27 protein-coding genes are annotated in these 25,639 nt (G+C 66.1%); 12 read left to right on the plus strand and 15 right to left on the minus strand.

The window, feature by feature from the left end; translation table 11 throughout:
- Positions 1 to 30 precede the first annotated feature (30 nt).
- From ASE82_RS15260 to dnaK, 3 genes are all read right to left on the minus strand, one after another.
- Positions 31 to 459 (minus strand): hypothetical protein, encoded by a 429-nt coding sequence (locus ASE82_RS15260; RefSeq protein ID WP_056065138.1) that lies wholly within the window; start codon positions 457 to 459, stop codon positions 31 to 33.
- Positions 460 to 534: 75 nt separating this feature from the next.
- Entirely contained in the window at positions 535 to 1,665 is a 1,131-nt protein-coding gene (gene dnaJ, locus ASE82_RS15265; RefSeq protein WP_056065140.1) for a molecular chaperone DnaJ, read from the minus strand.
- A gap of 121 nt (positions 1,666 to 1,786) precedes the next feature.
- Positions 1,787 to 3,694, minus strand: a complete 1,908-nt coding sequence (gene dnaK / locus ASE82_RS15270) for a molecular chaperone DnaK (protein WP_056055380.1) — start codon at positions 3,692 to 3,694, stop codon at positions 1,787 to 1,789.
- A 168-nt stretch (positions 3,695 to 3,862) separates the two neighbouring features.
- On the opposite strand from dnaK, the gene ASE82_RS15275 reads away from it, so the two are divergent.
- Together ASE82_RS15275 and ASE82_RS15280 are read left to right on the plus strand one after the other, a co-directional pair.
- The gene (locus ASE82_RS15275; protein WP_056065142.1) at positions 3,863 to 4,300 is read left to right on the plus strand and encodes a copper chaperone PCu(A)C; all 438 of its coding nucleotides are present in this window, start codon (positions 3,863 to 3,865) and stop codon (positions 4,298 to 4,300) included.
- The gene (locus ASE82_RS15280; RefSeq protein ID WP_056065144.1) at positions 4,297 to 4,833 is read left to right on the plus strand and encodes a hypothetical protein; all 537 of its coding nucleotides are present in this window, start codon (positions 4,297 to 4,299) and stop codon (positions 4,831 to 4,833) included. The genes ASE82_RS15275 and ASE82_RS15280 overlap by 4 nt, the downstream gene beginning before the upstream one ends.
- 57 nt (positions 4,834 to 4,890) lie before the next feature.
- On the opposite strand, the gene ASE82_RS15285 is transcribed toward ASE82_RS15280, so the two are convergent.
- From ASE82_RS15285 to hrcA, 5 genes are all read right to left on the minus strand, one after another.
- Positions 4,891 to 5,130, minus strand: coding sequence for a hypothetical protein (locus tag ASE82_RS15285; RefSeq protein WP_056065145.1), 240 nt, complete (start codon positions 5,128 to 5,130; stop codon positions 4,891 to 4,893).
- Positions 5,131 to 5,237: 107 nt separating this feature from the next.
- Positions 5,238 to 6,461 carry a threonine synthase gene (locus ASE82_RS15290; protein WP_056065147.1) on the minus strand — a complete coding sequence of 408 codons (1,224 nt, stop codon included), beginning with the start codon at positions 6,459 to 6,461 and terminating at the stop codon, positions 5,238 to 5,240.
- A 129-nt stretch (positions 6,462 to 6,590) separates the two neighbouring features.
- Positions 6,591 to 6,716, minus strand: coding sequence for a hypothetical protein (locus ASE82_RS20285; RefSeq protein WP_268795438.1), 126 nt, complete (start codon positions 6,714 to 6,716; stop codon positions 6,591 to 6,593).
- A gap of 17 nt (positions 6,717 to 6,733) precedes the next feature.
- Positions 6,734 to 7,273 carry a nucleotide exchange factor GrpE gene (gene grpE / locus ASE82_RS15295; protein ID WP_056065149.1) on the minus strand — a complete coding sequence of 180 codons (540 nt, stop codon included), beginning with the start codon at positions 7,271 to 7,273 and terminating at the stop codon, positions 6,734 to 6,736.
- 25 nt (positions 7,274 to 7,298) lie between these two features.
- A complete protein-coding gene (gene hrcA, locus ASE82_RS15300; RefSeq protein ID WP_056055363.1) occupies positions 7,299 to 8,342 on the minus strand; it encodes a heat-inducible transcriptional repressor HrcA in 1,044 nt (347 codons plus the stop codon).
- A 210-nt stretch (positions 8,343 to 8,552) separates the two neighbouring features.
- Here hrcA and rph point away from each other — a divergent pair, with 210 nt between their 5' ends.
- Both rph and rdgB read left to right on the plus strand, forming a co-directional pair.
- Positions 8,553 to 9,269, plus strand: a complete 717-nt coding sequence (gene rph, locus ASE82_RS15305; RefSeq protein ID WP_056055360.1) for a ribonuclease PH — start codon at positions 8,553 to 8,555, stop codon at positions 9,267 to 9,269.
- Positions 9,266 to 9,901: an RdgB/HAM1 family non-canonical purine NTP pyrophosphatase gene (gene rdgB / locus ASE82_RS15310; protein ID WP_056065151.1), complete on the plus strand. Its 636-nt coding sequence runs from the start codon at positions 9,266 to 9,268 to the stop codon at positions 9,899 to 9,901. The genes rph and rdgB overlap by 4 nt, the downstream gene beginning before the upstream one ends.
- A 165-nt stretch (positions 9,902 to 10,066) precedes the next feature.
- Here the strand turns inward: rdgB and ASE82_RS15315 are convergent, their stop codons facing one another.
- Positions 10,067 to 10,777 (minus strand): EAL domain-containing protein, encoded by a 711-nt coding sequence (locus tag ASE82_RS15315; protein ID WP_056065153.1) that lies wholly within the window; start codon positions 10,775 to 10,777, stop codon positions 10,067 to 10,069.
- A gap of 154 nt (positions 10,778 to 10,931) precedes the next feature.
- A complete protein-coding gene (locus ASE82_RS15320; protein WP_056065155.1) occupies positions 10,932 to 11,489 on the minus strand; it encodes a CAP domain-containing protein in 558 nt (185 codons plus the stop codon).
- A gap of 31 nt (positions 11,490 to 11,520) precedes the next feature.
- Between ASE82_RS15320 and hemW the strand changes: the two genes are divergently transcribed.
- Complete coding sequence (gene hemW, locus ASE82_RS15325) at positions 11,521 to 12,705, plus strand: radical SAM family heme chaperone HemW (RefSeq protein ID WP_235524741.1); 1,185 nt, start codon at positions 11,521 to 11,523, stop codon at positions 12,703 to 12,705.
- A 60-nt stretch (positions 12,706 to 12,765) separates the two neighbouring features.
- On the opposite strand, the gene ASE82_RS15330 is transcribed toward hemW, so the two are convergent.
- On the minus strand, positions 12,766 to 13,968 hold the full coding sequence (locus ASE82_RS15330) for a penicillin-binding protein activator (protein ID WP_056065159.1): 1,203 nt from the start codon (positions 13,966 to 13,968) through the stop codon (positions 12,766 to 12,768).
- A gap of 10 nt (positions 13,969 to 13,978) precedes the next feature.
- Between ASE82_RS15330 and rsmI the strand changes: the two genes are divergently transcribed.
- The 4 genes from rsmI (at position 13,979) to ASE82_RS15350 (ending at position 17,058) form a co-directional block, all read left to right on the plus strand.
- A complete protein-coding gene (gene rsmI, locus ASE82_RS15335) occupies positions 13,979 to 14,824 on the plus strand; it encodes a 16S rRNA (cytidine(1402)-2'-O)-methyltransferase (protein WP_156348919.1) in 846 nt (281 codons plus the stop codon).
- 144 nt (positions 14,825 to 14,968) lie between these two features.
- The gene (locus ASE82_RS15340) at positions 14,969 to 15,274 is read left to right on the plus strand and encodes a YraN family protein (protein ID WP_235524742.1); all 306 of its coding nucleotides are present in this window, start codon (positions 14,969 to 14,971) and stop codon (positions 15,272 to 15,274) included.
- A 64-nt stretch (positions 15,275 to 15,338) separates the two neighbouring features.
- Entirely contained in the window at positions 15,339 to 16,292 is a 954-nt protein-coding gene (gene gshB, locus ASE82_RS15345; protein WP_056065164.1) for a glutathione synthase, read from the plus strand.
- A 166-nt stretch (positions 16,293 to 16,458) separates the two neighbouring features.
- A complete protein-coding gene (locus tag ASE82_RS15350; RefSeq protein WP_056065166.1) occupies positions 16,459 to 17,058 on the plus strand; it encodes a DedA family protein in 600 nt (199 codons plus the stop codon).
- On the opposite strand, the gene ASE82_RS15355 is transcribed toward ASE82_RS15350, so the two are convergent.
- The gene (locus tag ASE82_RS15355) at positions 17,055 to 17,930 is read right to left on the minus strand and encodes a tyrosine recombinase XerC (RefSeq protein WP_056065482.1); all 876 of its coding nucleotides are present in this window, start codon (positions 17,928 to 17,930) and stop codon (positions 17,055 to 17,057) included. The genes ASE82_RS15350 and ASE82_RS15355 overlap by 4 nt on opposite strands.
- A gap of 158 nt (positions 17,931 to 18,088) precedes the next feature.
- Between ASE82_RS15355 and ASE82_RS15360 the strand changes: the two genes are divergently transcribed.
- The 3 genes from ASE82_RS15360 to ASE82_RS15370 all read left to right on the plus strand — a co-directional run bounded on the left by ASE82_RS15360 (position 18,089) and on the right by ASE82_RS15370 (position 22,857).
- Positions 18,089 to 19,495 (plus strand): sensor domain-containing diguanylate cyclase, encoded by a 1,407-nt coding sequence (locus ASE82_RS15360; protein ID WP_235524744.1) that lies wholly within the window; start codon positions 18,089 to 18,091, stop codon positions 19,493 to 19,495.
- Between the two features lie 66 nt (positions 19,496 to 19,561).
- A complete protein-coding gene (locus tag ASE82_RS15365) occupies positions 19,562 to 21,733 on the plus strand; it encodes a primosomal protein N' (RefSeq protein WP_056065169.1) in 2,172 nt (723 codons plus the stop codon).
- A gap of 47 nt (positions 21,734 to 21,780) precedes the next feature.
- Complete coding sequence (locus ASE82_RS15370; RefSeq protein WP_056065171.1) at positions 21,781 to 22,857, plus strand: acyltransferase family protein; 1,077 nt, start codon at positions 21,781 to 21,783, stop codon at positions 22,855 to 22,857.
- Positions 22,858 to 22,863: 6 nt separating this feature from the next.
- Here the strand turns inward: ASE82_RS15370 and ASE82_RS15375 are convergent, their stop codons facing one another.
- The 3 genes from ASE82_RS15375 to ASE82_RS15385 all read right to left on the minus strand — a co-directional run bounded on the left by ASE82_RS15375 (position 22,864) and on the right by ASE82_RS15385 (position 25,631).
- Entirely contained in the window at positions 22,864 to 23,118 is a 255-nt protein-coding gene (locus ASE82_RS15375) for an ATP synthase F1 subunit epsilon (protein WP_056065173.1), read from the minus strand.
- Between the two features lie 120 nt (positions 23,119 to 23,238).
- On the minus strand, positions 23,239 to 24,720 hold the full coding sequence (gene atpD / locus ASE82_RS15380; RefSeq protein ID WP_056065176.1) for a F0F1 ATP synthase subunit beta: 1,482 nt from the start codon (positions 24,718 to 24,720) through the stop codon (positions 23,239 to 23,241).
- A 17-nt stretch (positions 24,721 to 24,737) separates the two neighbouring features.
- On the minus strand, positions 24,738 to 25,631 hold the full coding sequence (locus tag ASE82_RS15385; RefSeq protein WP_056065178.1) for a F0F1 ATP synthase subunit gamma: 894 nt from the start codon (positions 25,629 to 25,631) through the stop codon (positions 24,738 to 24,740).
- Positions 25,632 to 25,639: the final 8 nt, after the last annotated feature.

The following is a 25,639-nucleotide window of genomic DNA, read 5'->3' on the forward strand; positions in this document are numbered from 1 at the left end:
CAGGCAAGCTCGAACTCATGCCTTGCCAGATTAGGCAGCGAGCGCGGTTTGACGCCAATGTCTGTCGTCGTCGTTGTCGGCATCCGTCGATCGCGTTTTCCGCGAGCGGATCGCGCGCTGGTGCGCCTTTGCACCCGAACGGCAAGTAAAGACGCCGAGCCAGCGCGTCATGAAACCCCGAACGCGCAGGCTGGATGCCGCAGCGGCCAGCGCCATGAGAATGTCGACATAGGCTGAGACCTCGAACGTCGTGATCCAGATCGCGACATCGGGGGCGGCCAGCGTGAGCAGCCTGATACCGTCGCCTTCGCCGACGAGCGTAACCATCGCCGCCGTCAGCATCAGCAGGAACATGACCGCGGCATCGCCTCGCGTGAACCGTGCCAACCGCGCGGCAGGCTTGTCGATCAGCGCTCGGCGCATCGCCTTGCCGATCGGCGTCTGGGGGGCGGTGGCCATGACCAGCCAACAGGCTATCGCGGTGAAAAGACATGCCAACATTGCGCCCCCCTCGGTTCAGTATCGTAGTGCGGCTTATTCCCCGGCGAACACGCCCTTGAGCTTGGCGAAGAAGCCCTGGCTCGCCGGGCATTCGTCACCCGTTTCCGTCTCGCGGAACATCTCGAGCAGTTCCTTCTGGCGGTTGCTGAGGCGCGTTGGGGTTTCGACGTCGATCTGGACGACGAGGTCACCGTGTCCACGGCCCTGCAACACAGGCATGCCGGCGCCGCGCTGGCGGAGTTGCTTGCCCGACTGGATGCCGGCGGGGATCTTCACCTCGTGCGTCCGGCCGTCGAGGCCGGGGATCGACAGTGACCCGCCGAGCGACGCGACCGTGAAGCTGATCGGTGCGCGCGCAAAGAGCGTCGTGCCTTCACGTTCGAACAGATTGTGCTTGGTCACGTGGAGGAAGATGTAGAGGTCGCCGGACGGCGCACCGCGGGCACCCGCCTCGCCTTCGCCCGACATGCGGATCCGCGTGCCCTCGTCGACGCCGGGGGGGACGTTGATCGATAGGGTCTTGGTCTTCTCCACTCGACCTTCGCCGCGGCAGTCCGGGCATGGGTCGGCGATGACTTCACCAGCGCCGTTGCAGACCGGGCAGGCCCGCTCGACGACGAAGAAGCCTTGCTGCGCACGGACTTTCCCGTGGCCGCCGCAATGCTGGCAGGTCTTCGCGCGCGTCCCGGCCTTTGCACCCGAGCCGTCGCAGGTGTCGCACAGCGCGGAGACGTCGATCGTGATCTCGGTCGTCTTGCCGTGGAACGCTTCCTCCAGGGTGACTTCCATGTCGTAGCGCAGGTCCGCGCCGCGCCGTGCCGCAGACCGGCCGCCGCCACGCTGCGCGCCACCCATGAACTCGCCGAAGACGCTTTCGAAAATGTCGCTGAAGCCGCCGAAATCCTGCGCGCCGCCACCGTGACCGCCGCCGCCGTTCTGGAACGCGGCATGGCCGAAGCGATCATAGGCCGCGCGCTTCTGCGGGTCCTTGAGGCACTCGTACGCCTCGCTGACCGCCTTGAACTGCGCTTCGGAATCCTTGCAGCCGGCATTCTTGTCCGGGTGATACTTCATCGCGAGCTTGCGGTAGGACGACTTGATCGTCCCCGCATCCGCGGTCCGCTCGCATTCGAGCAGTTCGTAATAATCTATCTGGGTACTCATAGCGGCCCTCTTAGCCCTCTCCCCTCCGGGGAGAGGGTTGGGTGAGGGGCAGTTCCACACGGCAGCGCGCGGAACTGCCCCTCACCCCGGCCCTCTCCCCGAGGGGGAGAGGGAGTTTCGGTTACGCCTTCGGGTTATCGTCGACTTCCGAGAACTCGGCGTCGACGACGTCGTCGTCCTTCTTCGCCGCGTCGCCATCGGCCGACGGCGATGCGTCAGCCTGGGCCTGCTTCTCGTAGATCGCCTGGCCGAGCTTCATCGCGACCTGGGCGAGCGCGGTGCTCTTCTCGGTCATCGCGTCGGCATCGCCACTCTCGACCGCAGCCTTGGTCGCGTCGATCGCGGCCTGGATCTCGGTCTTCAGCGACTCGTCGACCTTGTCGCCATTGTCGGCAAGCTGACGCTCGGTGGTGTGGACCAGCGACTCGGCGTTGTTCTTCGCCTCGGCGCCCGCACGACGCTTCTTGTCTTCCTCGGCGAAGGTCTCTGCGTCGCGGACCATCTGGTCGATGTCGTTGTCCGAAAGACCACCCGAAGCCTGGATGCGGATCTGCTGCTCCTTGCCGGTGCCCTTGTCCTTGGCCGAAACGCTGACGAGGCCGTTCGCATCGATGTCGAACGTGACCTCGATCTGCGGCACGCCGCGCGGTGCGGGCGGGATGCCGACGAGGTCGAAATTGCCGAGCATCTTGTTGTCGGCGGCCATCTCGCGCTCGCCCTGGAACACGCGGATCGTCACCGCGCCCTGGTTGTCGTCGGCGGTCGAATAGGTCTGCGACTTCTTGGTCGGGATCGTCGTGTTGCGATCGATCATCCGGGTGAACACGCCACCCAGCGTCTCGATGCCGAGCGACAGCGGCGTTACGTCCAGCAGCAGCACGTCCTTGACGTCGCCCTGCAGCACGCCGGCCTGGATCGCGGCGCCCATCGCGACGACCTCGTCCGGGTTGACGCCGGTGTGCGGCTCCTTGCCGAAGAACTGCTTCACGACTTCACGCACGCGCGGCATGCGCGTCATGCCGCCGACCAGCACGACTTCCGAGATGTCCTCGGGCTTCAGGCCGCCATCTGCGAGCGCCTTGCGGCAAGGCTCGAGCGTACGCTTGACCAGATCCTCGACCATCCGCTCCAGGTCGGCGCGGGTGATCGACTTCACCAGATGCTTCGGGCCGTTCTGGTCCGCGGTGATGAAGGGCAGGTTGACCTCGGTCGACTGCGCCGAGCTGAGCTCGATCTTCGCCTTCTCGGCGGCTTCCTTCAGGCGCTGCAGCGCCAGCTTGTCCTTGGCGAGGTCGATGCCCTCGGCCTTCTTGAACTCGTCGGCGAGGTACTGGACGATCTTGTTGTCGAAATCCTCACCGCCGAGGAAGGTGTCGCCGTTCGTGGCCTTCACCTCGAACACGCCGTCGCCGATTTCCAGCACCGAGATGTCGAACGTGCCGCCGCCGAGATCGTAGACCGCGATCGTCTTGCCGTCCTGCTTGTCGAGGCCGTAGGCCAGCGCCGCCGCAGTCGGCTCGTTGATGATGCGCAGCACTTCGAGGCCGGCGATCTGGCCGGCGTCCTTGGTCGCCTGGCGCTGTGCGTCGTTGAAGTACGCGGGAACGGTGATGACCGCCTGCGTGACCGTCTCGCCGAGATACGACTCGGCGGTTTCCTTCATCTTCTGCAGCGTGAACGCCGAGATCTGCGACGGCGAATAATCCTTGCCGCCAGCCGAGACCCATGCGTCGCCGTTCGGCCCGCGCGAGATCTTGTACGGGACCAGCTCGGTGTCCTTCTTGGTGATCGGATCGTCGAAGCGACGGCCGATCAGGCGCTTCACCGCGAAGATGGTGTTGTCGCCGTTCGTCACTGCCTGGCGCTTGGCTGGCTGGCCGACCAGTCGCTCGCCATCCTTGGCGAATGCGACGATCGACGGCGTGGTGCGCGCGCCCTCGGAATTCTCGATGACCTTGGGCTTGCCGCCTTCCATGACAGAAACGCAGCTGTTGGTCGTGCCGAGATCGATACCGATTACTTTAGCCATGAGTTCTGATTAGCCCCTCACTTGAAACGAAAATACGAAACCGGTTCCACCCCGTTACGGCAGTGGAACCTTTCTGATGATGGGCGCGATATAGGTGGCCTCGCGCTTGCCGCAAGATTGTACCGGTCATAGGATGCGCAAGTGGTCGGGCCCGGAGAAAAGTAACCTATGCGTATCGTTTTCGGACTGGGTGTTGCCGCGATGGCACTGGCATCGTGCTCGCCGCCCAAGGAGCTGTCCGTCGACGGGGCCTGGGTGCGGCTTGGCGCGGTGACCGGACGGCCTGCGGCGGCGTACTTCACGGTGCATGGGGGGCCTACGCCGACGACGCTGATTTCGGCCACCACCGACGTCGCGATCAGGTCTGAGATGCACGAGACCATGGACAAGGGCGGCATGTCGACGATGACGCCGCTCGCGAAGGTCGAGATTCCAGCGAATACGGACGTGGCGTTCGCGCCGGGTGGGCGGCACGTGATGCTGTTCGACATGAACTCGGGGATCAAGCCCGCCGATCGCGTGACGCTGACGTTCGCGTTTGCCGATGGGACGCGCATCATAAACAACGCGACCGTGGTCGCGGCGGGAACCCCGGTCGGCAAGTGACCGGAGCAGGCTCAAGGCGCACGCTAACCGAGGGAGAGACGGCGCTCGCGGCATCGGTGTTCGGGGGCGCGATCGAGTATTCCCAGGTAGGTCTGGTACGCAGCAAATGGGCGTTCTTCCAGCCGCGCGATACGGTGATGGCACCGCGGGGGTGCATCCATTTCCACCCCAAGGGCGATCTGTGGTGCGACGACTTCGCGCACGCCAACCTGACGTTGCAGGGATTGTTCATCCACGAGATGACACACATCTGGCAGCACCAGCGCGGCGTGTTCCTGCCCTTGGCGCGGCATCCGTGGTGTCGGTACGATTATGCGTTCCGGCCTGGCGTGGCGCTGCATCGCTACGGCATCGAGCAACAGGGCGAGATTGTGCGACACGCCTTCCTGCTGCGCGCGGGAGCGAAGGTGGCGGGGGCGCCGCCGCTCGCGCAATACGAGACGGTGCTGCCGTTCACGCCTGCTCATCACCCCAACACACCCCGTCATCCTGACACACCACGTCATCCTGACGAAAGTCAGGACCCAGAGTAACTCAGCGCGCCGGCCGTCGCTCTGGGTCCTGACGTTCGTCAGGATGACGATCGCGGATCAGAGCCAGCTACGACCATCCGGCCCGGCACACCCGTAAGGTGGCAACTGGCCCGGGAACCGCGCCTGCATCTTGTGGCAGCCCCAGGCGCGCATCGGCCCCGGTGCATAGCCGTTCAGCGCGATGCCGACCTCGTCATACGGGCTCGAGCCGCGCGCGACGTACATGTACCAGCGACCGCCGAACATCACCGCCGCCGCGATGAGCACGACACAAACGACCTGGACGATTTTCTGCATTGGGGACCCTTCTTGTAAAGAAGGGCGCCCCGTTGCAGCCAACATGGATCAATTTCAACCACCGATCTGGTAGATCGAGACCCACCCAAACAGCAGAAATCCGCCGCTTACAGCGCGTCGAAATCGATAGGTCGTGTTCTATCAAGCGCTTGCGGCGCCTCGGGCATCGGATATTTCAATCCGGTCGCACAGTTGAAAAGAACGACCCTTTCGTCCTCGTCGACCAGCCCGGTGTTCAGCGCCTGATGATACGCCGCCAGCGTCGCGCCGCCCTCGGGGCATAGCAGCAGACCGTCCTGCTTCGCCGCCGCGTCGACCGCTTTCAGGATCGCGGGATCGCCGACCGCGAGCGCCTGCCCGCCGCTTTCGCGGACCGCGCGGAGGATCAGGAAGTCGCCGACCGCCTTCGGCACGCGGATGCCCGCCGCGACGGTGCTCGCGTCTTCCCAACGCTCGGCATGCTCCTCGCCCGCCTCGAACGCGCGGACGATCGGAGCACAGCCACTCGCCTGCACCGCGAACATCTTCGGGCGTTCCGAGCCGATCCAGCCGAGCTTTTCCAACTCGTCGAACGCCTTCCACATCCCGATCAGCCCGGTGCCGCCGCCGGTCGGGTAGAAGATCGCGTCCGGCAGTTTCCAGCCGAACTGCGCGGCGAGTTCGAGCCCCATCGTCTTCTTGCCCTCGATCCGATAGGGCTCCTTCAACGTCGAGAAATCGAACCATCGGCCTTCCGCGGCGCCCTTGCCGACAATCGCGCCGCAATCGTCGATCAGGCCGTTGACCCGCCAGACGCGCGCGCCCTGCATCGCGATCTCGCGAACGTTGATCTCGGGGGTGTCGTCGGGACAGAACACGATCGTCTCGATCCCGCAGCGCGTCGCGTAGGCCGCCAGCGCCGCGCCCGCATTACCGTTGGTCGGCATCGCGATCTTCGTGACGCCGAGCTCCTTCGCCATCGCGACGGCCATGACGAGACCGCGAGCCTTGAAGCTGCCGGTAGGAAGACGGCCTTCGTCCTTGACGAGCACGTTGGGGCCGCCGGACCTGGTCAGCGGCACCAGCGGCGTCTCGATCTCGCCGAGGCTGACGATGTTGGACGTGTGGCGGACGGGGAGCAGCTCGCGCCAGCGCCACAGGTCGGTCGGGCGAGCCTCGATCGTGTCGCGAGAAACCGCGGACCGCACCGCGTCGAGGTCGTAGCGCACCAGCAACGGTCGCCCGGCGCGCGACAGCCCGTGAAGCTGATCCGCCTCATATCGCTCGCCGGTAATCGAGCATTCGAGATGCGTGACGAAAGTCTGGCGATCGGTCGTGAGGTTCTGGTTCATTTTTTATCCTGACGAAGCTCAAAACCTCCGTCACCCCGGACCTGTTCCGGGGGCCACCGATCCGCGAACCAAGCGGCCGTGAATGCGCGGCGCGGTGGATGCCGGAACAAGCCCGGCATGACGGAGTGTTTAGATGAACATGAAGACGATACCGGTCAGTACCACAACCACCGCCAGCCAAATGAAAAACTGCTTCCACGTATCCGGGATTGCGGCGCCCAGTCCCTCGATCAGCACTCCGACCAGATCGTGCACGCCGCTCTCCCTACACGTTACCCAGCCTTGGCGACGCCGACCATAGCGGGACGCAGCAGACGGTCCTTGATCATGTAGCCCGCCTGCATCTCCTGGACGATCGTCCCGGCAGGCTGGTCGCTTGGCACTTCGAGCATCGCCTGGTGCTTGTTCGGGTCGAGCATCTGGCCCTCCGCGGCGATCTTGGTGATGCCGTGGCGCTGGAACACGCTCTCCAGCTCGCGACCGGTCGCCTCCAGCCCGGTGACGAGCCCCTTCATCTTGTCGTCCGCGCGCAGGTCCGCCGGAATCGCCAACAGCCCCCGCGAGAGATTGTCGGCAACCGACAGCACATCGCGCGCGAACGCCGTCGCGGCATAGGCGCGAGCGTCCTGCGCTTCCTTCTCGGCGCGGCGGCGGACGTTCTGGATCTCGGCCTGAGCGTAGAGGACGTTCTGCTTGGCCTCGGCGAGCTGGTTCTCGAGCTCGGCGACGCGGTCGTTCGAGGCCACTTCGGGGGCGGCCTCGGCGGTTTCTTCGCGCAGGTCTGCAGGCGTGTTCTGGTCGATGTCGGACATGGTTTTCCCTATAAATTGGGCCGGCTCAACCCATCAACCGGGCGAGCGTTGCAGCCGTGAAATCCACCATGGGCACGACGCGCGCATAGTTCAACCGCGTCGGGCCTATGACACCGACGACACCAACGACGCGACCGTCCAATCCGCGGAAGGGCCGAGCGATGACCGAAGACCCTGACAACGCAAACAATTTGGTCTCCGCGCCGATGAAAATCCGCGTCGAATCACCGGCCCGCGCGCTGTCCAGAAGCGATGCGACTTCCTGCTTTCCCTCAAGATCGTCGAGCAGGTCGCGGACCCGGTCGAGATCGGCCGCAGCGGCAGCATCGATCAACCGCCCCTGCCCGCGCACGATCAGCACCGGGCGGCGATCCGCATCCTCGCTCCACACCGCGATCCCGCGCTCGACCAGCGTCCGCGCCGCACCATCGAGCGCTGCCTGACCGTCCGCCAGTTCGCGTTCGATCCGGGTCCTTGCATCGGCCAGCGTCAGGCCGCCGAGCGTCGCCGACATGTAGTTGCCCGCCTCGACCAGCGCGGACGGCGACATGCCCTTCGGCAGCGCGATCACGCGATTCTCGACCGAGCCGTCCTCGCTGACCAGCACCGCCAGCGCCTGCTCCGGCGACAGGGCGACGAATGCGATCTGGCGGAGTTTCAACTCACGCTTCGGCACCATCACCAGCCCCGCGCACGCCGAGAGCCCGGAAAGCGCGAGCGTGGTCGCGGCGAGTGCCTCCTCGACCGGGCCACCGACGCCCGCACGCGCCTCGATCGTCTGGCGCTCCTCGAACGACGGTTCCATCGCCTGCATCATGCCGTCGACGAACAGTCGCAGGCCCCGGTCGGTCGGCATGCGACCGGCACTGGTATGCGGGCTGGCGAGCAGGCCGAGACCTTCAAGTTCGCCCATGACGCCGCGAATCGAGGCGGGGGAAAGGCTGAGGCCGGTCAGTTGCGCGATCGTCTTCGACCCGACCGGCGTACCGCTGGCGAGATAGCTGTCGACCACCGCACGAAAAATGTCGCGCGCGCGATCGGTCAGTTCGGTGACGGGGGGCGTGGCCATCGCTTTGATCTAGGGCTGATCGACGGGCGTACAAAGAGGAATGCACCCTCCTCACCCGTCATCCTGACGAAAGTCAGGATCCAGAGTAACCGAGTGCTGTCCTTCGTGGCTCTGGATCCTGACTTTCGTCAGGATGACGGGGAAGGCTGGCGAGCGACCAAACGAAAGGCTAGGCAGCGGGCAACCACTCACTCCCGTTAGGACAAGACTATGCGCCCATCCGGCCGCGCCCCAGACCAGATGCGTGCGATCACGATCGAGCCGCGCTTCACCAAGCATGCCGAGGGCTCCGTCCTGATCGGCTTCGGCGACACGAAAGTGCTCGTGACCGCCAGCGTCGAGGAGAAGGTGCCGCCGTTCATGCGCGGCAAGGGCGAAGGCTGGGTGACCGCCGAATACGGCATGCTCCCGCGCGCCACCAACACGCGCAACAATCGCGAGGCCGCCAAGGGCAAGCAGTCGGGGCGCACGCAGGAAATCCAGCGGCTGATCGGGCGTAGCCTTCGCGCGGTGGTCGATCTCAAGCTGCTCGGCGAGCGCCAGATCGTGATTGATTGTGACGTTATCCAGGCGGATGGCGGCACGCGCACCGCGTCGATCTCGGGCGGCTGGGTCGCGCTGCGGCTCGCGATCGACGGCCTGCTGGCCAGCGGCAAGCTGACCGCCGACCCGCTGACGCAGAAGGTCGCGGCGATCAGCTGCGGCATCTACCAGGGCAATCCGGTGCTCGACCTCGACTATATCGAGGATTCGGGCGCGGATGCGGATGCGAACTTCGTGCTGCTCGAAAACGGCAACATCGCCGAGGCGCAGGCGACTGCCGAGGGCGCGACCTATGACGAGGAGGCGCTGCTCCGCCTGCTGCGTCTCGCGCGGATCGGCTGCACCGACATCTTCGCGGCGCAGGCCAAGGCCGTCGCCAAGTGAGCGGCGAGGGCGAGGTCCCGCAGGCGATCCGCAAGCTCCAGCCTGGCAAGTTGGTGATCGCCAGCCACAACAAGGGCAAGGTCCGCGAGATCGCGGCGTTGCTCGAAGGGCGGGGGCTCGAAGTCGTCTCCGCCGCCGAGCTCGACCTGCCGGAGCCGGTCGAGACGGGCACCACCTTCTTCGCGAACGCCGAACTGAAGGCTCGCTCGGCGGCCGATCTATCGGGCTACCCCGCGCTCGCCGACGATAGCGGGTTGTGCGTCGACGCGCTGAACGGTGATCCTGGCGTCTACACCGCCGACTGGGCGGAAACGCCGAACGGTCGCGACTGGATGATGGCGATGCAGAAGGTCGAGGACGCGGTGGTCGCGAAGGGCCCGGAAGCAACGCGTGGCGCGCATTTCGTCAGCGTGCTCGCGCTGGCCTGGCCCGACGGGCATGTCGAATGGTTCGAGGGCCGTGCCGAGGGGACGCTCGTCTGGCCGCCGCGCGGCGATGTCGGGTTCGGGTATGACCCCGTGTTCGTGCCGCTGGGCTACGACCAGACCTATGCCGAACTGCCGCACGAGACGAAGAACGCGATCAGCCATCGGAACGAGGCGTTCAAACTGCTCGAAGCCGCGGTGTTCTGATTTGCCCCGAGGGCGGAACGATCGATCCTCCCCCGCCAGGGGAGGTGGCGCCGTAGGTGACGGAGGGGGAGGACACGGAGCAGGCGTTTCCCTTTCCTCCCCCTCCATCTGGCAAGGGCCAGCCACCTCCCCCTGGCGGGGGAGGATTGCAAATTACGTCACGCTTCAGACCGCGATCGCCTGCTTCACAGGCCACGTCACCGTAGGCAGCGCCTCGAACGCCGGTTTCGCCAGCAGATACCCCTGGATGTACCGCACGCCGAGCCCCCGCAGCGCCTCGAACTCGCCGAGCGTTTCGACCCCCTCGGCGATCACCGTTATCCCCAGCGCGGTGCACATCCGCAGCATGCCCTCGACGATCATCCGCCGCGGCAGGCTCGTGTCGATGTCGCGGATCAGTTCCATGTCGAGCTTAATGATGCCCGGCTGGAACCGCGCGAGCAGGTTCAATCCCGCATGCCCCGCGCCGAAATCGTCGAGCGCGGTACCAAAACCCATCTTCTGATACGTCGCGATGATGTTCGCGACATGCGCGGGATCGAGCATCTCCTCGTTCTCGGTGAACTCGAAGATCAGCCGGTCGGTCGGCATGCCCACCGCCGCCGCGGTCTTCAGCGTCAACTGGATGCACGCCGCCGGCGAATACACCGCGTTCGGGAGAAAATTGATCGAAAGCCGCGCGGGTGTATCGAGCAACCCGGCCTTCACGGAAGCCTCGATCGCGCGCACCCGGCATTGCTGGTCGAACGCGTACAGATTTGCGCCGTCGACCTGCAAGAGGACGCTCGCCGCCGACTGGCCCTCGGGACCACGCACGAGCGCTTCGTACGCGAAGACGGTCTCGGTATCGACGTCGACGATCGGCTGGAACGCCATCGAGAAGGCGAAGGACAGGCCGGCGCCGTCTCGGCATCCGACGCAGCCAGTGGGCCGAGAGCCATCAGGTTTGGATACTGGTATCATTCAACCAGATTAAGCGACGACCGCTTAAGAAAGTGCCACCACTTTGGGTCTAACCATTTGCTCCAGATCAATAAGCGCGCTCGCCGAAGACGTTGCCGGGGGGCGAGTAGCGGCACACCAGATAGTCGTCGGTCTTGTTGCTCGCCATCGCGCAACCGACCTGGGTCGAGCCGCGCCAGACGATCTGCGTATAGTGCGCGACGTCCTCGAACTTGCCCGTCCGGCTGAACCCGGGAGTCGGCTGGTTGATGAAATCGCGCTTCTCAGCGACCCAGTGCCCCATCATCTCGGTATACGCATAGGCATAGCGCGTGCCGGTCCAGAGGTTCTCGCCTTCGCGCGACATGCCCTGGGGTTGCGGGGCGTGCGCGAATTTGCCGGTGCGCGCCAGTTCCTCGGCATAGGCGCGCGCAGTGGTCGCCAGCGTATCGCTCCAGGTGAGCGGCGCCACGCCGACGGCGGCGCGCGCGGCATTGTGGCCGTCCATCATCGCGGTCTTGAGCAGACTCGCACCACGCGGTGCCGGCGCCATGGTATCGCGACGCTCGACGACACGCTCGGGGCCCTGTGCGCAGCCTGCCATCAACAGCGCCCCGGCGATCGCCAAACCCATCCGTGCCGTCATTGCGCTTCCTTCGGCCGCCCCGTGCGACCATATGCGCGAGATAATGCCCGTCTTCGAAACACCAAGCCCCCGGTCCAATTCCCCCGGCGACCTCGCGCTCTACGTCCACTGGCCGTTCTGCGTGTCGAAATGCCCGTATTGCGACTTCAACAGCCATGTTCGCGAGGAGGTGGACCAGGCGGCGTGGCGGGATGCGCTGCTCACCGACCTCGCGCATGAGGCGCGAGTGTTGCCGGGGCGGAGGTTGCAGTCGATCTTCTTCGGGGGTGGCACGCCGTCGCTGATGCCGCCGTCGACGGTCGCTGCGGTGCTGGATGCGGCGGAGAAGGCCTGGGGCTTCGCCGAGGGGATCGAGATCACGCTGGAGGCGAATCCGTCTTCGGTCGAGGCGGCGCGGTTTGCCGATCTGGCGCGTGCTGGCGTGAACCGGGTGTCGCTGGGGCTGCAATCGCTCGACGATCAGGCGCTGAAGTTTTTGGGGCGCGCGCACGACGTGAACGAGGGACAGGCTGCGCTGGCGACCGCGCAGAGCGTGTTCCCACGGGTAAGTTTCGACCTGATCTATGCATTGCCGGGGCAGCGGCTCGACGACTGGCGTGCGGAATTGGCGCGCGCGTTGAGTCTCGGGACGGAGCATCTTTCACTGTATCAGCTGACGATCGAGGCCGGCACACGGTTCGCGACCGAGGCTTTGGCGGGGCGGATCGTCATCCCCGACGGCGATTCGGCGGCCGACCTGTTCGAGGCGACCCGCGCCGATACCGCCGCGGCGGGGTTGCCGGCGTACGAGACGTCGAACCATGCACGGCCGGGGTCGGAGAGCCGCCACAATCTCGCTTACTGGCGGTACCAGGATTATGCCGGGATCGGGCCGGGCGCGCATGGGCGTCGCGGCGGACTGGCCACGGTGCGACGGAAGAAGCCGGAGAACTGGCTGGCGGCGATCGAGCGCAATGGCCACGGCATGGAGGTCGAGGATCCGCTGACGCCGTCGACGCGCGCGACCGAGGCGTTGCTGATGGGGTTGCGGTTGGCGGAAGGCGTGGATCTGGACCGGATCACCGAGCTGAACGCCGGCGTGGTACCGGTCGACCTGGCTGCGGTGGCTCGGCTGGAGGCGCTCGGATTGATCGTTCACTCGCCGGGGCGCCTGCGGGTTACTGAAGCCGGCGCCCTCCTACTCGACGCGATCCTGCCGGAGATCGTCACCGCCTAATTTGTTCACCCGCGAAGGCGGGTGCCCAGTCTGGGCACCCGCCTTCGCGGGTGAACAAGTTTACTTCCCGAACCCAGCCGGTGCGGGCGAGACCACCGTGGTCGTGCCGCCACGGATTTCCTTCACCTCAAGCGCGCGCTCGGCGACGCTGTCCTTGCCGAAGCGGAAGGCACCATCGATGCCGGCGAAGCCATCGCCGTCGCGCAGGCGGTTCACCGGGAACGGCGTGCCGGGCTTCCAGTCGCGCGCGATGCGGACCGTCAGCAGTACCGAATCATAACCGAGGCTCGACAGGCGGTACGGCCCTGCCCCGAACCGCGCGCGGTATTTGGCCGCGTATTGGCGGTACAGCGTGTCCGAAACGCTCGCATACCAGGCGCCGTTGAGCGCTGCCTTGGCGGCGATCGCGGTGTCGGAGTTCCAGAGTTCGGTGCCGAGGATGCGCGTCGAAGCGCCGCTGCCGCGCTTGACCATCGCTGCGGCCGAAGCTGCGGTGGCGCCGCCGTCGGCGATCAGGACCGCATCATAGGGGGCTTTCGCCGCAAGCCGCGTGACCGCACCGGAAACGCCCCCGGGACCGCGCGCGTAGGTCTGGAGCGAGACGACTTGCCCGCCCGCGCCCTCGACCGCACGGAGGAAGGCGGTGGAGGCACGCTCGCCATACAGCCCGTTGGGGACGAGGCCGGCGAAGTTACTGACGCCGCGCTCTTTGGCGAAGTCGACGACGCGCGCGATCGACTGGGTCGGGACATAGCCCATCAGGTAAGCGCCGTTGCCCGCCACGCCGAGATCGTTGGAGAAGCTCAGCACCGGAATGTTCGCGGCGCGCGCGATCGGCGCGACCGCGCGGACGTCGTCGGCGAGCAGTGGCCCCAGGATCAGCTGCGCACCCTCGGCGATCGCACGCTGCGCGGCGGCGGCGGCACCGGTCGCAGTGTCGTAGTTGGTGATGCGGACGCGCTGGTTCTGCGTATCGAGCAACGCGAGCATCGTTGCATTGGCGATCGAGGTGCCGACGCCTGCGTTGCTGCCCGACAGCGGCACGAGCAGCGCGACGCGGTTACGCTCGGCATCGCGCGGGATGCCGGTCTCGACGCCGATCTCGGGCCGATCGACGGGCCGCGTGGTCGGGCGCTGCTGCGTCGGCTCGACGGGACCACGCGGGACGATCGTCTGGCACGCGCCGAGCAGGCACGCCGCGACAAGGGTCGCCCATCGCCCTGCAGTACGTGCGGATTGCCCTATCGTCGTCGCGTCTGCCATGACCGTCCCCATGAACCCTGAAACTCTTCTCGATCCCGGCCTCTACATCGTCGCGACCCCGATCGGCAATCTTGGCGATCTGTCGCCGCGCGCCGCCGACATCCTCCGCCGCGCCGACGTGATCGCGGTCGAGGACAGCCGCGTCACCGCCGGTCTGCTCCGCCACATCGGCACGAAGACGCCGATGGTGCCGTATCACGATCACAGCGCGGAAGGCGTGCGCCCGGCGCTGATCGCGCGGATGGCGACGCAGGCGGTGGCACTGGTGTCGGATGCCGGAACGCCGCTGATTTCGGATCCTGGGTTCAAACTGGTGCGCGACGCGCGCGCGGCCGGGCATCTAGTGGTGACGATCCCGGGGCCGTGCGCGGCGGTGGCGGCGCTGACGCTGGCGGGGCTGCCGACCGACCGTTTCCTGTTCGTGGGGTTCCTGCCGTCGAAGATGCACGCGCGGGCGGAGGCGATCGCGGAGGTTGCGACGATCCGCGCGACTCTCGTCATGTATGAGTCGGGGCCGCGTCTTGGCACGTGTCTCGCGGCTCTGCTGGAGGGGCTCGGCGACCGCGAGGCGGCGGTAACGCGCGAGATCAGCAAGAAGTTCGAGGAGGCGGTGACCGGCACGCTCTCGACCCTAGCGGCGCGTTATGCGGATGCGCCGCCGCGAGGAGAGATCGTGATCGTCGTCGCACCGCCGGGGGAGGCGCCGCCAGCGAGTGCGGAGGACGGTGATGCTGCGCTGGCCGAGGCGCTCACCCGCCTGTCGACCGGGCAGGCCGCGAGCGAGGTGGCTAAGAAGCTCGGCCTCGACCGGAAGGCGTTGTATGCGCGGGCGCTGGAATTGAAGCCGAAGGCCTGATCTCCCCTCCCGCTTGCGGGAGGGGTCGGGGGAGGGCATGCCATCCACGTGCCGCCCCCGCCCTCCCCTAGCCCCTCCCGCAAACGGAAGGGGAACACGCAGGACCGACAGGTTGCGGAAGCGACGGGCCGTCGCGGCGAGCGCTTGGCTGGCTGGTGGCTGCGGCTGAAGGGCTGGAGCATCCTCGATCGCCGAGTCCGCACCCCCGCCGGCGAGGTCGACCTCATCGCCCGCAAAGGCAACCTGATCGCGTTCGTCGAAGTAAAAACCCGCGCGACCTCCGCCGAACTCGACTTCGCGATCGACGAACGCCGCCTCGCGCGCGTTGCCGCAGCGGCGGAGTATCTGATGCCGCGCTACGCCGGACCCGGCGACGACATCCGCGTCGACGTCATCCTGCTCGCCCCCGGCACGCGACCACGCCATATCGAGAATGCCTGGATCGGGTGACGCCGCCCGGTGACTTCGCGCCCGCCCGCGCCTACATGCGCTCGACCGAACAGAAGGAAGACGCATGAGCCTCACCGTCGCCGTCCAGATGGACCCGCTCGACAGCATCAACATCGCCGGCGATTCGACCTTCGCGCTGATGCTGTCCGCGCAGGACCGTGGCCATACGCTCTTCCATTACTCGGCCGAGGACCTGAACTACCGCGACGGCCGGGTCTGGGCGAAGGCGCATCCGGTCACCGTGCAGCGCGTCGTCGGCGATCACTTCAGCGTCGGCGAGCCCGTCAACCTCGACCTCGGCGACGAGGCCGACGTCGTGCTGATGCGGCAGGATCCGCCGTTCGATCTCGGCTACATCACCGCGACTCACCTGCTCGAGCGGATCGCGGACAAGACGCTCGTCGTGAACGACCCCGCGCAGGTGCGGAACGCGCCCGAGAAGGTGTTCGTGCTCGATTACCCGCAGTTCATGCCGCCGACGCTCGTCACGCGCTCGCTCGACGAGGCGCGGAAGTTTCTCGCGGAGCACGGCGCGATCGTCATCAAGCCGCTCCACGGCAATGGCGGCAAGGCGATCTTCAAGGTCGAGTCGGACGGCGCCAACCTGTCGGCACTGATGGAGGTCTTCAACATGACCTGGCGCGAGCCGCACATGGTGCAGGCGTTCCTCCCCGACGTGGCGAAGGGCGACAAGCGCATCGTACTGATCGACGGCGAAGTCGCGGGCGCGATCAACCGCCTGCCGGGCGAAGGCGAGATCCGCTCGAACCTCGCGGTCGGCGGGTCGGCGGAGAAGTCGGTGCTGACGGACAAGGAGCGCGAGATCTGCGCGGTGCTCGGGCCCGAACTCAAGAAGCGCGGGCTGCTATTCGTCGGGATCGACGTGATCGGCGGGACGTGGCTGACGGAGATCAACGTAACGTCGCCGACGGGTATCGTCGCGATCGAGAAGTTCGATGGGACGGACGTTGCGGGCATGATCTGGGATGCGATCGAAGCGAAGGTCGCGGCGCGGTAGTCGAAGCGAGGATACCACCCCGGCGAAGGCCGGGGCCCAATTGGAAAGGTCGCAGTGACGGAGCGCCGCCCTTTGTCATGACCGTCCCCCAATTGGGCCCCGGCCTTCGCCGGGGTGGTGTGATGTCGGTGGAACACATCCGGCATCCCGGCAGTATGTGATACCCATGACCGAATTCATCCTCGATCTCATCGCCTGGGGCGGATATTTCGGTATCTTCCTGTTGATGGCGCTCGAGAACATCGTTCCCCCGGTGCCATCCGAAGTCATCATGGGGCTCGGTGGCATGGCGGTCGCGCGGGGCAACATGAGCGTCGTGCCGCTGATCGCCTGGGGCACCGCGGGTTCGGTCGTCGGCAATTACTTCTGGTATTATATCGGCCGCAACATCGGCTACGAGCGCTTCCGCCCGTTCATCGATCGCAACGGCCGCTGGCTGACGATGGAATGGTCCGACGTCGAGAAGATCCACCGCTTCTTCATGAAGCGCGGTGGTTGGGTGATCTTCGTGTTCCGGTTCATGCCGACCTTCCGCACCGTCATCTCGCTGCCAGCGGGGATGACGCGCATGCCGATCTGGCAGTTCGTGATCTGGACCGCGGCGGGCAGCGCGATCTGGAACACCGTGCTCACCTATGCCGGCATCCTGCTCGGCTCGCATTTCGAGGAACTCGACCGCTATGTCGGCCCGGTCGCGGTGGCGACCTTCGTGGTGATCATCATCGGCTATGGCTGGCGCGTGCTGACCTGGAAGCCGAAGGGCTAGACCCCGCCATGCGGGTGGGCGTTGCGGTACACGTCTATCAAATGCGCGGCATCGACCTGCGTATAGACCTGTGTCGAACTCAGGCTCGCATGGCCAAGCAACTCCTGCAGGGCGCGCAGATCCGCCCCCCGCCCCAGCAGATGCGTCGCGAAACTATGGCGCAGCGCATGCGGCGTCGTCCGATCGCCCAGCCCCAACCGTGCTCGCGCCGACTGCACCGCGCGGCGGATCATGACTGGCGACAACGCCCCGCCCTTCGCCCCACGGAACAACGGTTCGCCGCGCGTAACCGGCCACGGCGTCTGCGCGACATATGCTTCGATTGCCGTACGCACCTGCGGCAACAAGGGCACCACGCGCGTCTTGGCGCGCTTGCCCGTCACCCGGATCGTCTCGCCGAGCGGCAGGATATCGCCCCGCAACGTCAACGCCTCGCCGATCCGCAACCCCGCGCCATACAGCAGCAGCAACACCGCCCAGTCGCGCGCGCCGATCCACGGCTCGGCGGCATCGTCGGCCACCTCCTCAGCCAGCGCGACCGCTTCGGCCGGCGAGATCGGTCGCGGCACGCCCGCCTTCACGCGCGGCCCCCGCATCCGCGGCTGCTCCGCACCTTCGTTCGCCCAGGCGAGAAACCCGCGCACCGCGGACAATTCCCGCGCCGCCGACGCGTTACCCAACCCGGCTTCTCGGCGTTGCGCCAGATACGCTCGCAGGTCTGTCGCGGTTACTCGTGCGAGCGCCCCGCGCGTGATCCGCTCCCCCCAATGTCCGACCAGGAACGCCGTCAGCCGTTCGGCCGACGCCCGATAAGCCCGGATCGTGTGGACCGATCGCCGACGATCACGCCCGAGATGCTCCGCCCAGAGCATCGACGGCGGCAGAATTTCCAGCGTCTGGTCTTTATCGGTGGGCATGTGTGGACAGTAACGCCCCGAACAGGCAAAGAAAATTAACCCAGCCGCTATATTCGAGTTTCATGTCGCCTGTCGATCTCATCACAGACAACTTTTCAGACGAAGCACGGCGCGTGGCTGCGCTTCAGGCCTTGGCGTTGCTCGATAGCGAACCCGAGCGTGAATTCGATGCATTGGTCGCGTTGGCCGCAGAAATGCTGGGTTGCCCTAACGCCTTGCTAACACTCGTCGACAGCAATCGGCTCTGGATCAAGGCTGCGAGCGACGGCGAACGCGGTGAGATCTCCCGCGAAATCGGCATGTGCAATTACACGATCCTCGGCAAAGAACCGATGGTCATCGAAGACGTGTCGAGCGATTTACGATTCGTGGCCAATCCCTGGACGCAACCGCCTGACGGTATTCGGTTTTACGCGGGCGCGCCGGTCAATGCGCGCGACGCGAGCGGTGAATATTATGCGATCGGCTCGATCTGCGTCGTCGATACTGTACCGCGTTCGCTGAACGACGCCGGGCGCAAGGCGCTGACCCATCTCGCGACCTTGGCCGAGGCGATGATCGCCGCGCGGTCCGCTGCACGCGAGGCCATCGCGATTGCCACGACCGCGGATCGCCAGGCGGCTGCGTTGGCCCGTCAGGACCGCGTCTTCCGACAGGCGGAACGGATGGCGGCGATCGGATCGTGGCGCGTGTCGCTGGCCGACGACAAGCTGCAATGGTCCGACGGGGTCTACCACATCCACGGCCTGCCGATCGGCGACCTGCCCGAGATGCCGGTGGCGATGGAATTCTATCCGCCGCATGCCCGCGACGAGATGAACGCATCGCTTCGGCGGACGATCGAAACCGGTGCCCCGTTCGATATCGAAGTCGATTTCAAGAACGCGCAGGGTGAACAGCGCCGTGTCCGCGTGCTGGGCGAGTGCGAGACCGTCGACGGCCAGACCATAGCGTTGGTCGGCGTCTTCCAAGACGTAACGGAACGCCACGCGCTCGAGGTCAATTTGCGGCGCTCGGCGAATACCGATTCACTGACCGGCATCGCCAATCGGGCGGCGTTCGATCGTACGCTCGATGCAGCAATGACGCGGTCGCATGCCGACGGCACGCCGTTGTTGCTCGCGCTGGTCGATCTCGACGGGTTCAAGGCGATCAACGACACCCTCGGCCATACCGCGGGCGACGACGTGTTGCGCGGCGTCGGCCGGATCCTGAAAGCTCCCTGGCTCAAGAACAGCTTTGCCGCCCGCGTCGGTGGTGACGAATTCGCGATCCTGATCGAGGACCCCGGCATGGCCGCGAACCCCGGCTATATCTCTGCCCGGCTGGAGGAAGCGTTGCGCTTTCCGATCGCACTGAATGGCCTCGCGATGGTCAGCGCTGGCACGGTCGGTATCACCGCACTCGACCGCGACTGCCTTTCGGTGCGCGATTTCATCCACCGCGCCGATACGATCCTGTACCAGGCGAAGCGTGCGCGTGTCGGCGAACGACGCCGTCCGAACCGCGACGCCGCGTAAGGCTGCATCGACCAACCCGACGTAAGCGGTTCACGCGGAGTCGATCTGTCCCCATATACGAACACGATGTCGTCCCGTGCCCGTGTCCTGATCCTCAACGCCGCCCTCGGGCCGCTCGACTACCGCGTGCCCGCCGGCATGGAGGTCGGACCGGGCTCAATCGTGGTCGCCCCCCTCGGACCGCGGCAGTTGCTAGGTGTGGTGTGGGAAGCCGAACGGATGCCGTCCGATGCGGAGGTCGGCGACAACCGGTTGCGCAACCTGCTCGCGGTCGCCGACGTGCCGCCGCTGGGGGCGCCGTTGCGGCGGCTGGTCGAGTGGACCGCGGATTATTACCTCGCGCCGGCTGCGTCGGTGTTGCGGATGACGCTCGCTTCGACCTCCGCGCTGGAGGGCGCGCGGACCGCCGTCGAGTATCGTTCGACCGGAGTCGTGCCGCCCCGCCTGACACCACAGCGTGAGCAGGCGCTTGAGCGGATCGGTGATCGCCAGGGCCTGATCCGCGAACTGGCGACGATCGCCGAAGTGAGCGACGCGGTGATCCGCGGGCTGGTGAAGGTCGGCGCGATCGAGGCGGTCGAGGTGAGTATCGACAACCCCTACCCCCTCCCCGATCCGCAGCATCATGAGCCGACGCTCTCAGAAGACCAGCGCGCGGCAGCCGATGTCCTGGTCGCTGGCGTGGCGGAGCATGCGTTCCACCCGACGCTGCTCGACGGCGTCACCGGGTCAGGCAAAACCGAGGTGTATTTCGAGGCGGTGGCCCAGGCTATCCGCGATCGGCGCCAGACCCTCGTCCTGCTCCCCGAGATCGCGCTGACCGAGCCGTTCCTCAAGCGCTTCCACGACCGGTTCGGCTGTGAGCCGATCGCGTGGCATTCGGGATTGCGCTCGACCCAGCGCCGGCGCGCGTGGCGCGCGATCGCGAGCGGCGAGGCGCTGGTCACGGTCGGCGCGCGGTCGGCGCTGTTCCTGCCCTACCGCGACCTCGGGCTGATAGTGGTCGACGAGGCGCACGAAACCAGCTTCAAGCAGGAAGAGGGCGTGCATTATCATGCGCGCGACGTGGCGGTGATGCGCGGCAAGTTCGAGGGGTGCCCGGTCATCCTCGCCTCCGCGACGCCCGCGATCGAGACACGTCAACAGGTCGCGACCGGGCGCTACGCCGAACTGAAGCTGCCCGGCCGGTTCGGTGCGGCGGAGATGCCTACGATCGAGCCGATCGACCTGATCAAGGAACCGCCCGAACGCGGCCGCTGGCTGGCCCCGCGACTGGTGAAGGCGATGCAGGAGACGCTTGAACGGCGCGAGCAATCGCTGCTGTTCCTCAACCGGCGGGGCTATGCGCCGCTGACCTTGTGTCGGACATGCGGGCACCGGTTCCAATGTCCAAACTGCACCGCCTGGATGGTCGAGCACCGCCTGACGCGCCGCCTGGCGTGCCACCATTGCGGGCATGCCGAGCCGACGCCGCGGGTGTGTCCCGAGTGCAAGGGCGAGGACACGCTGGTCGCCTGCGGGCCCGGCGTCGAACGAATCGCCGACGAGGTAACGGCGTTGTTCCCCGAGGCGAAGACGGCCGTCGTCACGTCCGACACGATCTGGTCGCCCGCCAAGGCGGCGGAGTTCGTCGGGCGGATGGAAGCCGGCGATATCGACATCGTCGTCGGCACGCAGTTGGTGACCAAGGGCTATCACTTTCCGAACCTCACCCTGGTCGGCGTGGTCGATGCAGACTTGGGGCTAGACGGCGGCGATCTGCGGGCTGCGGAGCGCACGTTCCAGCAGATCCGGCAGGTGTCGGGGCGCGCCGGGCGTGGCGAAAAGCCGGGGCACGTGTTCATCCAGACGCATAGTCCAGGGGCACAGGTGATGCAGGCGCTCATCACCGGCGATGCCGACGCGTTCTACGCCGCGGAAACGGACGCAAGGAAGGACGCAGGCGCGCCGCCGTTCGGGCGCTATGCCGCGATCGTGGTGTCGTCGGAGGACCAGTCCTGCGCGCACGAGACGGCCAAGCTCGTCGGCCGCAGTGCGCCGGAAGTCGACGGCATGCAGGTCTACGGCCCCGCCCCCGCCCCGCTGGCGATGCTGCGCGGCCGGCATCGCTACCGACTGCTCGTCCATGCGCGGCGCGCGCTGGACGTGCAGGAAGTCATACGGGATTGGCTGGGGAAGCTGGAATGGCCTTCCAAGGCGCGGGTGACGGTGGACGTCGACCCGTATAATTTCCTCTGATCGTGCGGGCAACGCGGCCTTAACGCTCCGCCCGGTATGCGTGCCCGATGACGCCGTCCCGCATCGCACCCATCCAGTGGCTTCGCGCACTCGCGGCGACGCTCGTGTTGCTAATGCACGCGTCCGACATAATCGATTCCGGGCCGGTCGCAGTGACCGGCAAGTTCGTACCGTCGGTCCCCAATCTGTCGATGTTCGGTGCGAGCGGGGTCGACCTGTTCTTCGTCATCAGCGGGTTCGTCATGGCCCAATCGCTGGCGACCGCGGACGCTGATTCGTGGCGGTTCCTGGCAAAGCGATGGTTGCGGATCGTACCGTTGTTCGCGTGCGTCAGCGCAGTCTACATGCTGATCATGCACGACCCGTTGACCGCACCGGCGGCGTGGATGTCGATCACCGTGCTGCCCGTTCTCGACGGAGCGGGCTACCATGTTCCCGCGCTGTATCCCGGCTGGACGCTCGGGTTCGAATTCGGGTTCTACGCCATCGTGGCGGTTGCCATGCGGGCGCCGCAGCGCCGTGTCGAAATGCTGCTGGCCCTCACGGCGGCGCTGGCGCTGATCGGCAGCGTCGTTCATCCCGGCTGGGCACCTTTGAGGCTGCTGCTGAACCCGCTCCTGCTCGAATTTGCGCTCGGCGTGGGTGTGTGGATGGCTTGGCGCAGCGGGATCAGCGCACGCTATGCGACGCCTGCGCTCGTCATCGGGACCGTGCTGCTGGTGGTCGGGATCGCCTTCGGGCTAGGCGTGCCGCTCTCACTTCAGATCGAAGTTGCCGTTGCCGGTACCTCGGGTCTCGCGCGAACCTGGACGTGGGGCATTCCCTGGGCACTGGTGGTAGTCGGGGTGATCGACACATCGGCGGAGGGACGGTTCGAACGGATCGTCGCACGCGTGGGCGATGCGTCCTATTCGACGTACCTGACCCATCCCTGCCTGATCGCGCTGCTCTGGATGGTCGGAGGCTATGCCCCGACCATGTCACCCTATCTGTTCGCGCTGGCGTTCATCGTCGCATCGACGATGCTGGGATTGGCGGTGCATCGGTGGATCGAGCGGCCGCTGCTGGCGCGGTTGCAGCGTCGCCCGTCAGTATCGATCAGGCGAGCACCAGCGCTCGCCTGACAGGAGTTACTCGCCGGCGTGTTCGGCGAGGACGGTCAGGCCCTTGGCATTGACCTCGGCGAAACCGCCCTTGATCGCGATGACCTCGGGGGTGCCGTTCTGCGTGCGGAAGATCTGCACGCCGCCGTCGCGGACCGTCGACATGAACGGCGCATGGCCTTCGAGGACGCCGAAATCGCCTTCGGTGCCGGGGACGACGACCATGTAGACCTCCTCCGAGCGGACGAGCTTTTCTGGCGTGACGAGTTCGAAATGCAGCATGTCTATCTTCTCACTCCCTCCCCTTCAGGGGAGGGTCGGGGTGGGGGAGTGCGGCAGGCGCGACGCGCGCGGTCAGGCCCCACCCCAACCCTCCCCTGAAAGGGGAGGGAGCAGTTTGGCTTAAGCTTCCGCGGCCATCTTCTCGGCCTTGGCGACGGCTTCGTCGATGCCACCGACCATGTAGAACGCGGCCTCTGGCAGGTGATCATACTCGCCCTCGACCACCGCCTTGAACGACCGGACCGTGTCCTCGAGCTGCACAAACTTGCCGCTGATGCCGGTGAAGACCTCGGCGACGTGGAACGGCTGGCTCAGGAACTTTTGGATCTTCCGCGCACGCTGGACGGTCAGCTTATCCTCTTCCGACAGCTCGTCCATGCCGAGAATCGCGATGATGTCCTGCAGCGACTTGTACTTCTGCAAAGTCGACTGCACCGCACGCGCGGTGTCGTAATGCTCCTGGCCGACGACGCGTGGCTCGAGCAGACGCGAGGTCGAATCGAGCGGATCCACTGCCGGGTAGATGCCCAGCTCGGAGATCGCACGGTTGAGGTTGGTGGTCGCATCGAGATGCGCGAACGACGTCGCCGGCGCCGGATCGGTAAGATCGTCGGCCGGCACGTACACAGCCTGCACCGAAGTGATCGAGCCCTTGTTGGTCGACGTGATGCGCTCCTGCAGCGCGCCCATGTCGGTCGACAGCGTCGGCTGATAGCCCACCGCCGACGGGATACGACCGAGCAAAGCCGAAACCTCTGCGCCCGCCTGCGTGAAGCGGAAGATGTTGTCGACGAAGAACAGCACGTCCTGGCCTTCGACGTCGCGGAAATACTCGGCGATCGTCAGGCCCGACAGCGCGACGCGGGCACGTGCGCCTGGCGGCTCGTTCATCTGGCCGAACACCAGCGCGACCTTCGAGCCCTCCGACTGCGGATTGCCATCGGCATCCTTGGCGATGACGCCCGCGTCGAGGAACTCGTGGTACAGATCGTTACCCTCGCGGGTACGCTCGCCGACGCCTGCGAACACCGACGTGCCGCCGTGCCCCTTGGCGATGTTGTTGATCAGCTCCTGGATCAGCACGGTCTTGCCGACGCCAGCGCCCCCGAAAAGCCCGATCTTGCCGCCCTTCGCATAAGGTGCGAGCAGATCGATGACCTTGATGCCGGTGACCAGGATCGCGCTCTCGGTCGACTGGTCGACGAACAAAGGCGCCGAAGCATGGATCGGGGCGGTCGTCTCTGCGCCGACTGGGCCACGCTCGTCGATCGGCTCGCCGATGACGTTGAGGATGCGGCCGAGCGTCTTCGGGCCGACCGGCACGCGGATCTGCGAGCCGGTGTCGGTGACGGTCTGGCCGCGGGTCAGGCCCTCAGTGGCGTCCATCGCGATCGTGCGAACGGTGTTCTCGCCGAGATGCTGCGCGACTTCGAGGACGAGCCGGTTGCCGTTGTTGTCGGTTTCGAGCGCCGACAGAATGGCGGGCAAATTGTCGGGGAAATGCACGTCGACGACCGCACCGATGACCTGCGAGATGCGGCCGGTGTTGTTGGTGGCCTTGGGGGCGAGCGTGGTTCCGAGGGTCTCTGGGGCGGTTGCCATTGTCTGCTTCCTTGGACTTACTTGAGCGCTTCGGCGCCCGAGATGATTTCGACCAGCTCGGTCGTGATCGCGGCTTGGCGGGTACGGTTATACTGGATCGAGAGGCGCGTGATCATATCGCCGGCATTGCGCGTGGCGTTGTCCATCGCGTTCATGCGCGAACCCTGCTCCGACGCTGCGTTTTCGAGCAGCGCGCGGAAAATCTGGATCGCGACGTTGCGCGGCAGGAGATCGGCGAGGATCGCTTCCTCGTCGGGCTCGTACTCGACCACGGCTTCGGCGGGTGCACCCGGCTTGGCTTCCGCACCGGGGATCGCCGACAGCGGGATCGGGATGATCTGGATACCGGTAGGCACCTGCACCAACGCCGAGACGAACTTCGCATAGAACAGATGCGCGACGTCGAACTGGCCTTCGCCGAAGCGCTTGATCAGGTCTTCGGAGATTTCCTGCGCATCGCTGAACGCGAGCCGCTTGATCTGGCCCATCTCGTGATCGGCGAGGATGTCGTTCGGGAAGAAGCGCTTGATCACGCGCCCCTTCTTGCCGGCGACGTAGAACTTCACGGTCTTGCCCGCCGCGATCAGCTCCTCGGCCTTGCGGCGCGCGGCGCGGACGATGTTGGTGTTGAACGCACCCGCTAGGCCACGTTCCGACGTCGCGATGACGATCAGGTGGACCTGGTCCTTGCCCGTGCCCGCTAGCAGCGGCGAGGCGCCCGGCGCGATGCCGACGCGCCCCGCGAGGCTCGCCATCACCGCTTCGAGACGCTCGGCATACGGACGCCCGGCAACCGCCGCGTCCTGCGCACGGCGCAGCTTCGCGGCGGCGACCATCTTCATCGCCTTGGTGATCTTCTGCGTCGACTTCACCGAGCCGATGCGGATCTTGAGGGCCTTAAGTGATGCCATCTTCTCTT

The organism is Sphingomonas sp. Leaf230 (assembly GCF_001421745.1).
Lineage (GTDB): Bacteria > Pseudomonadota > Alphaproteobacteria > Sphingomonadales > Sphingomonadaceae > Sphingomonas.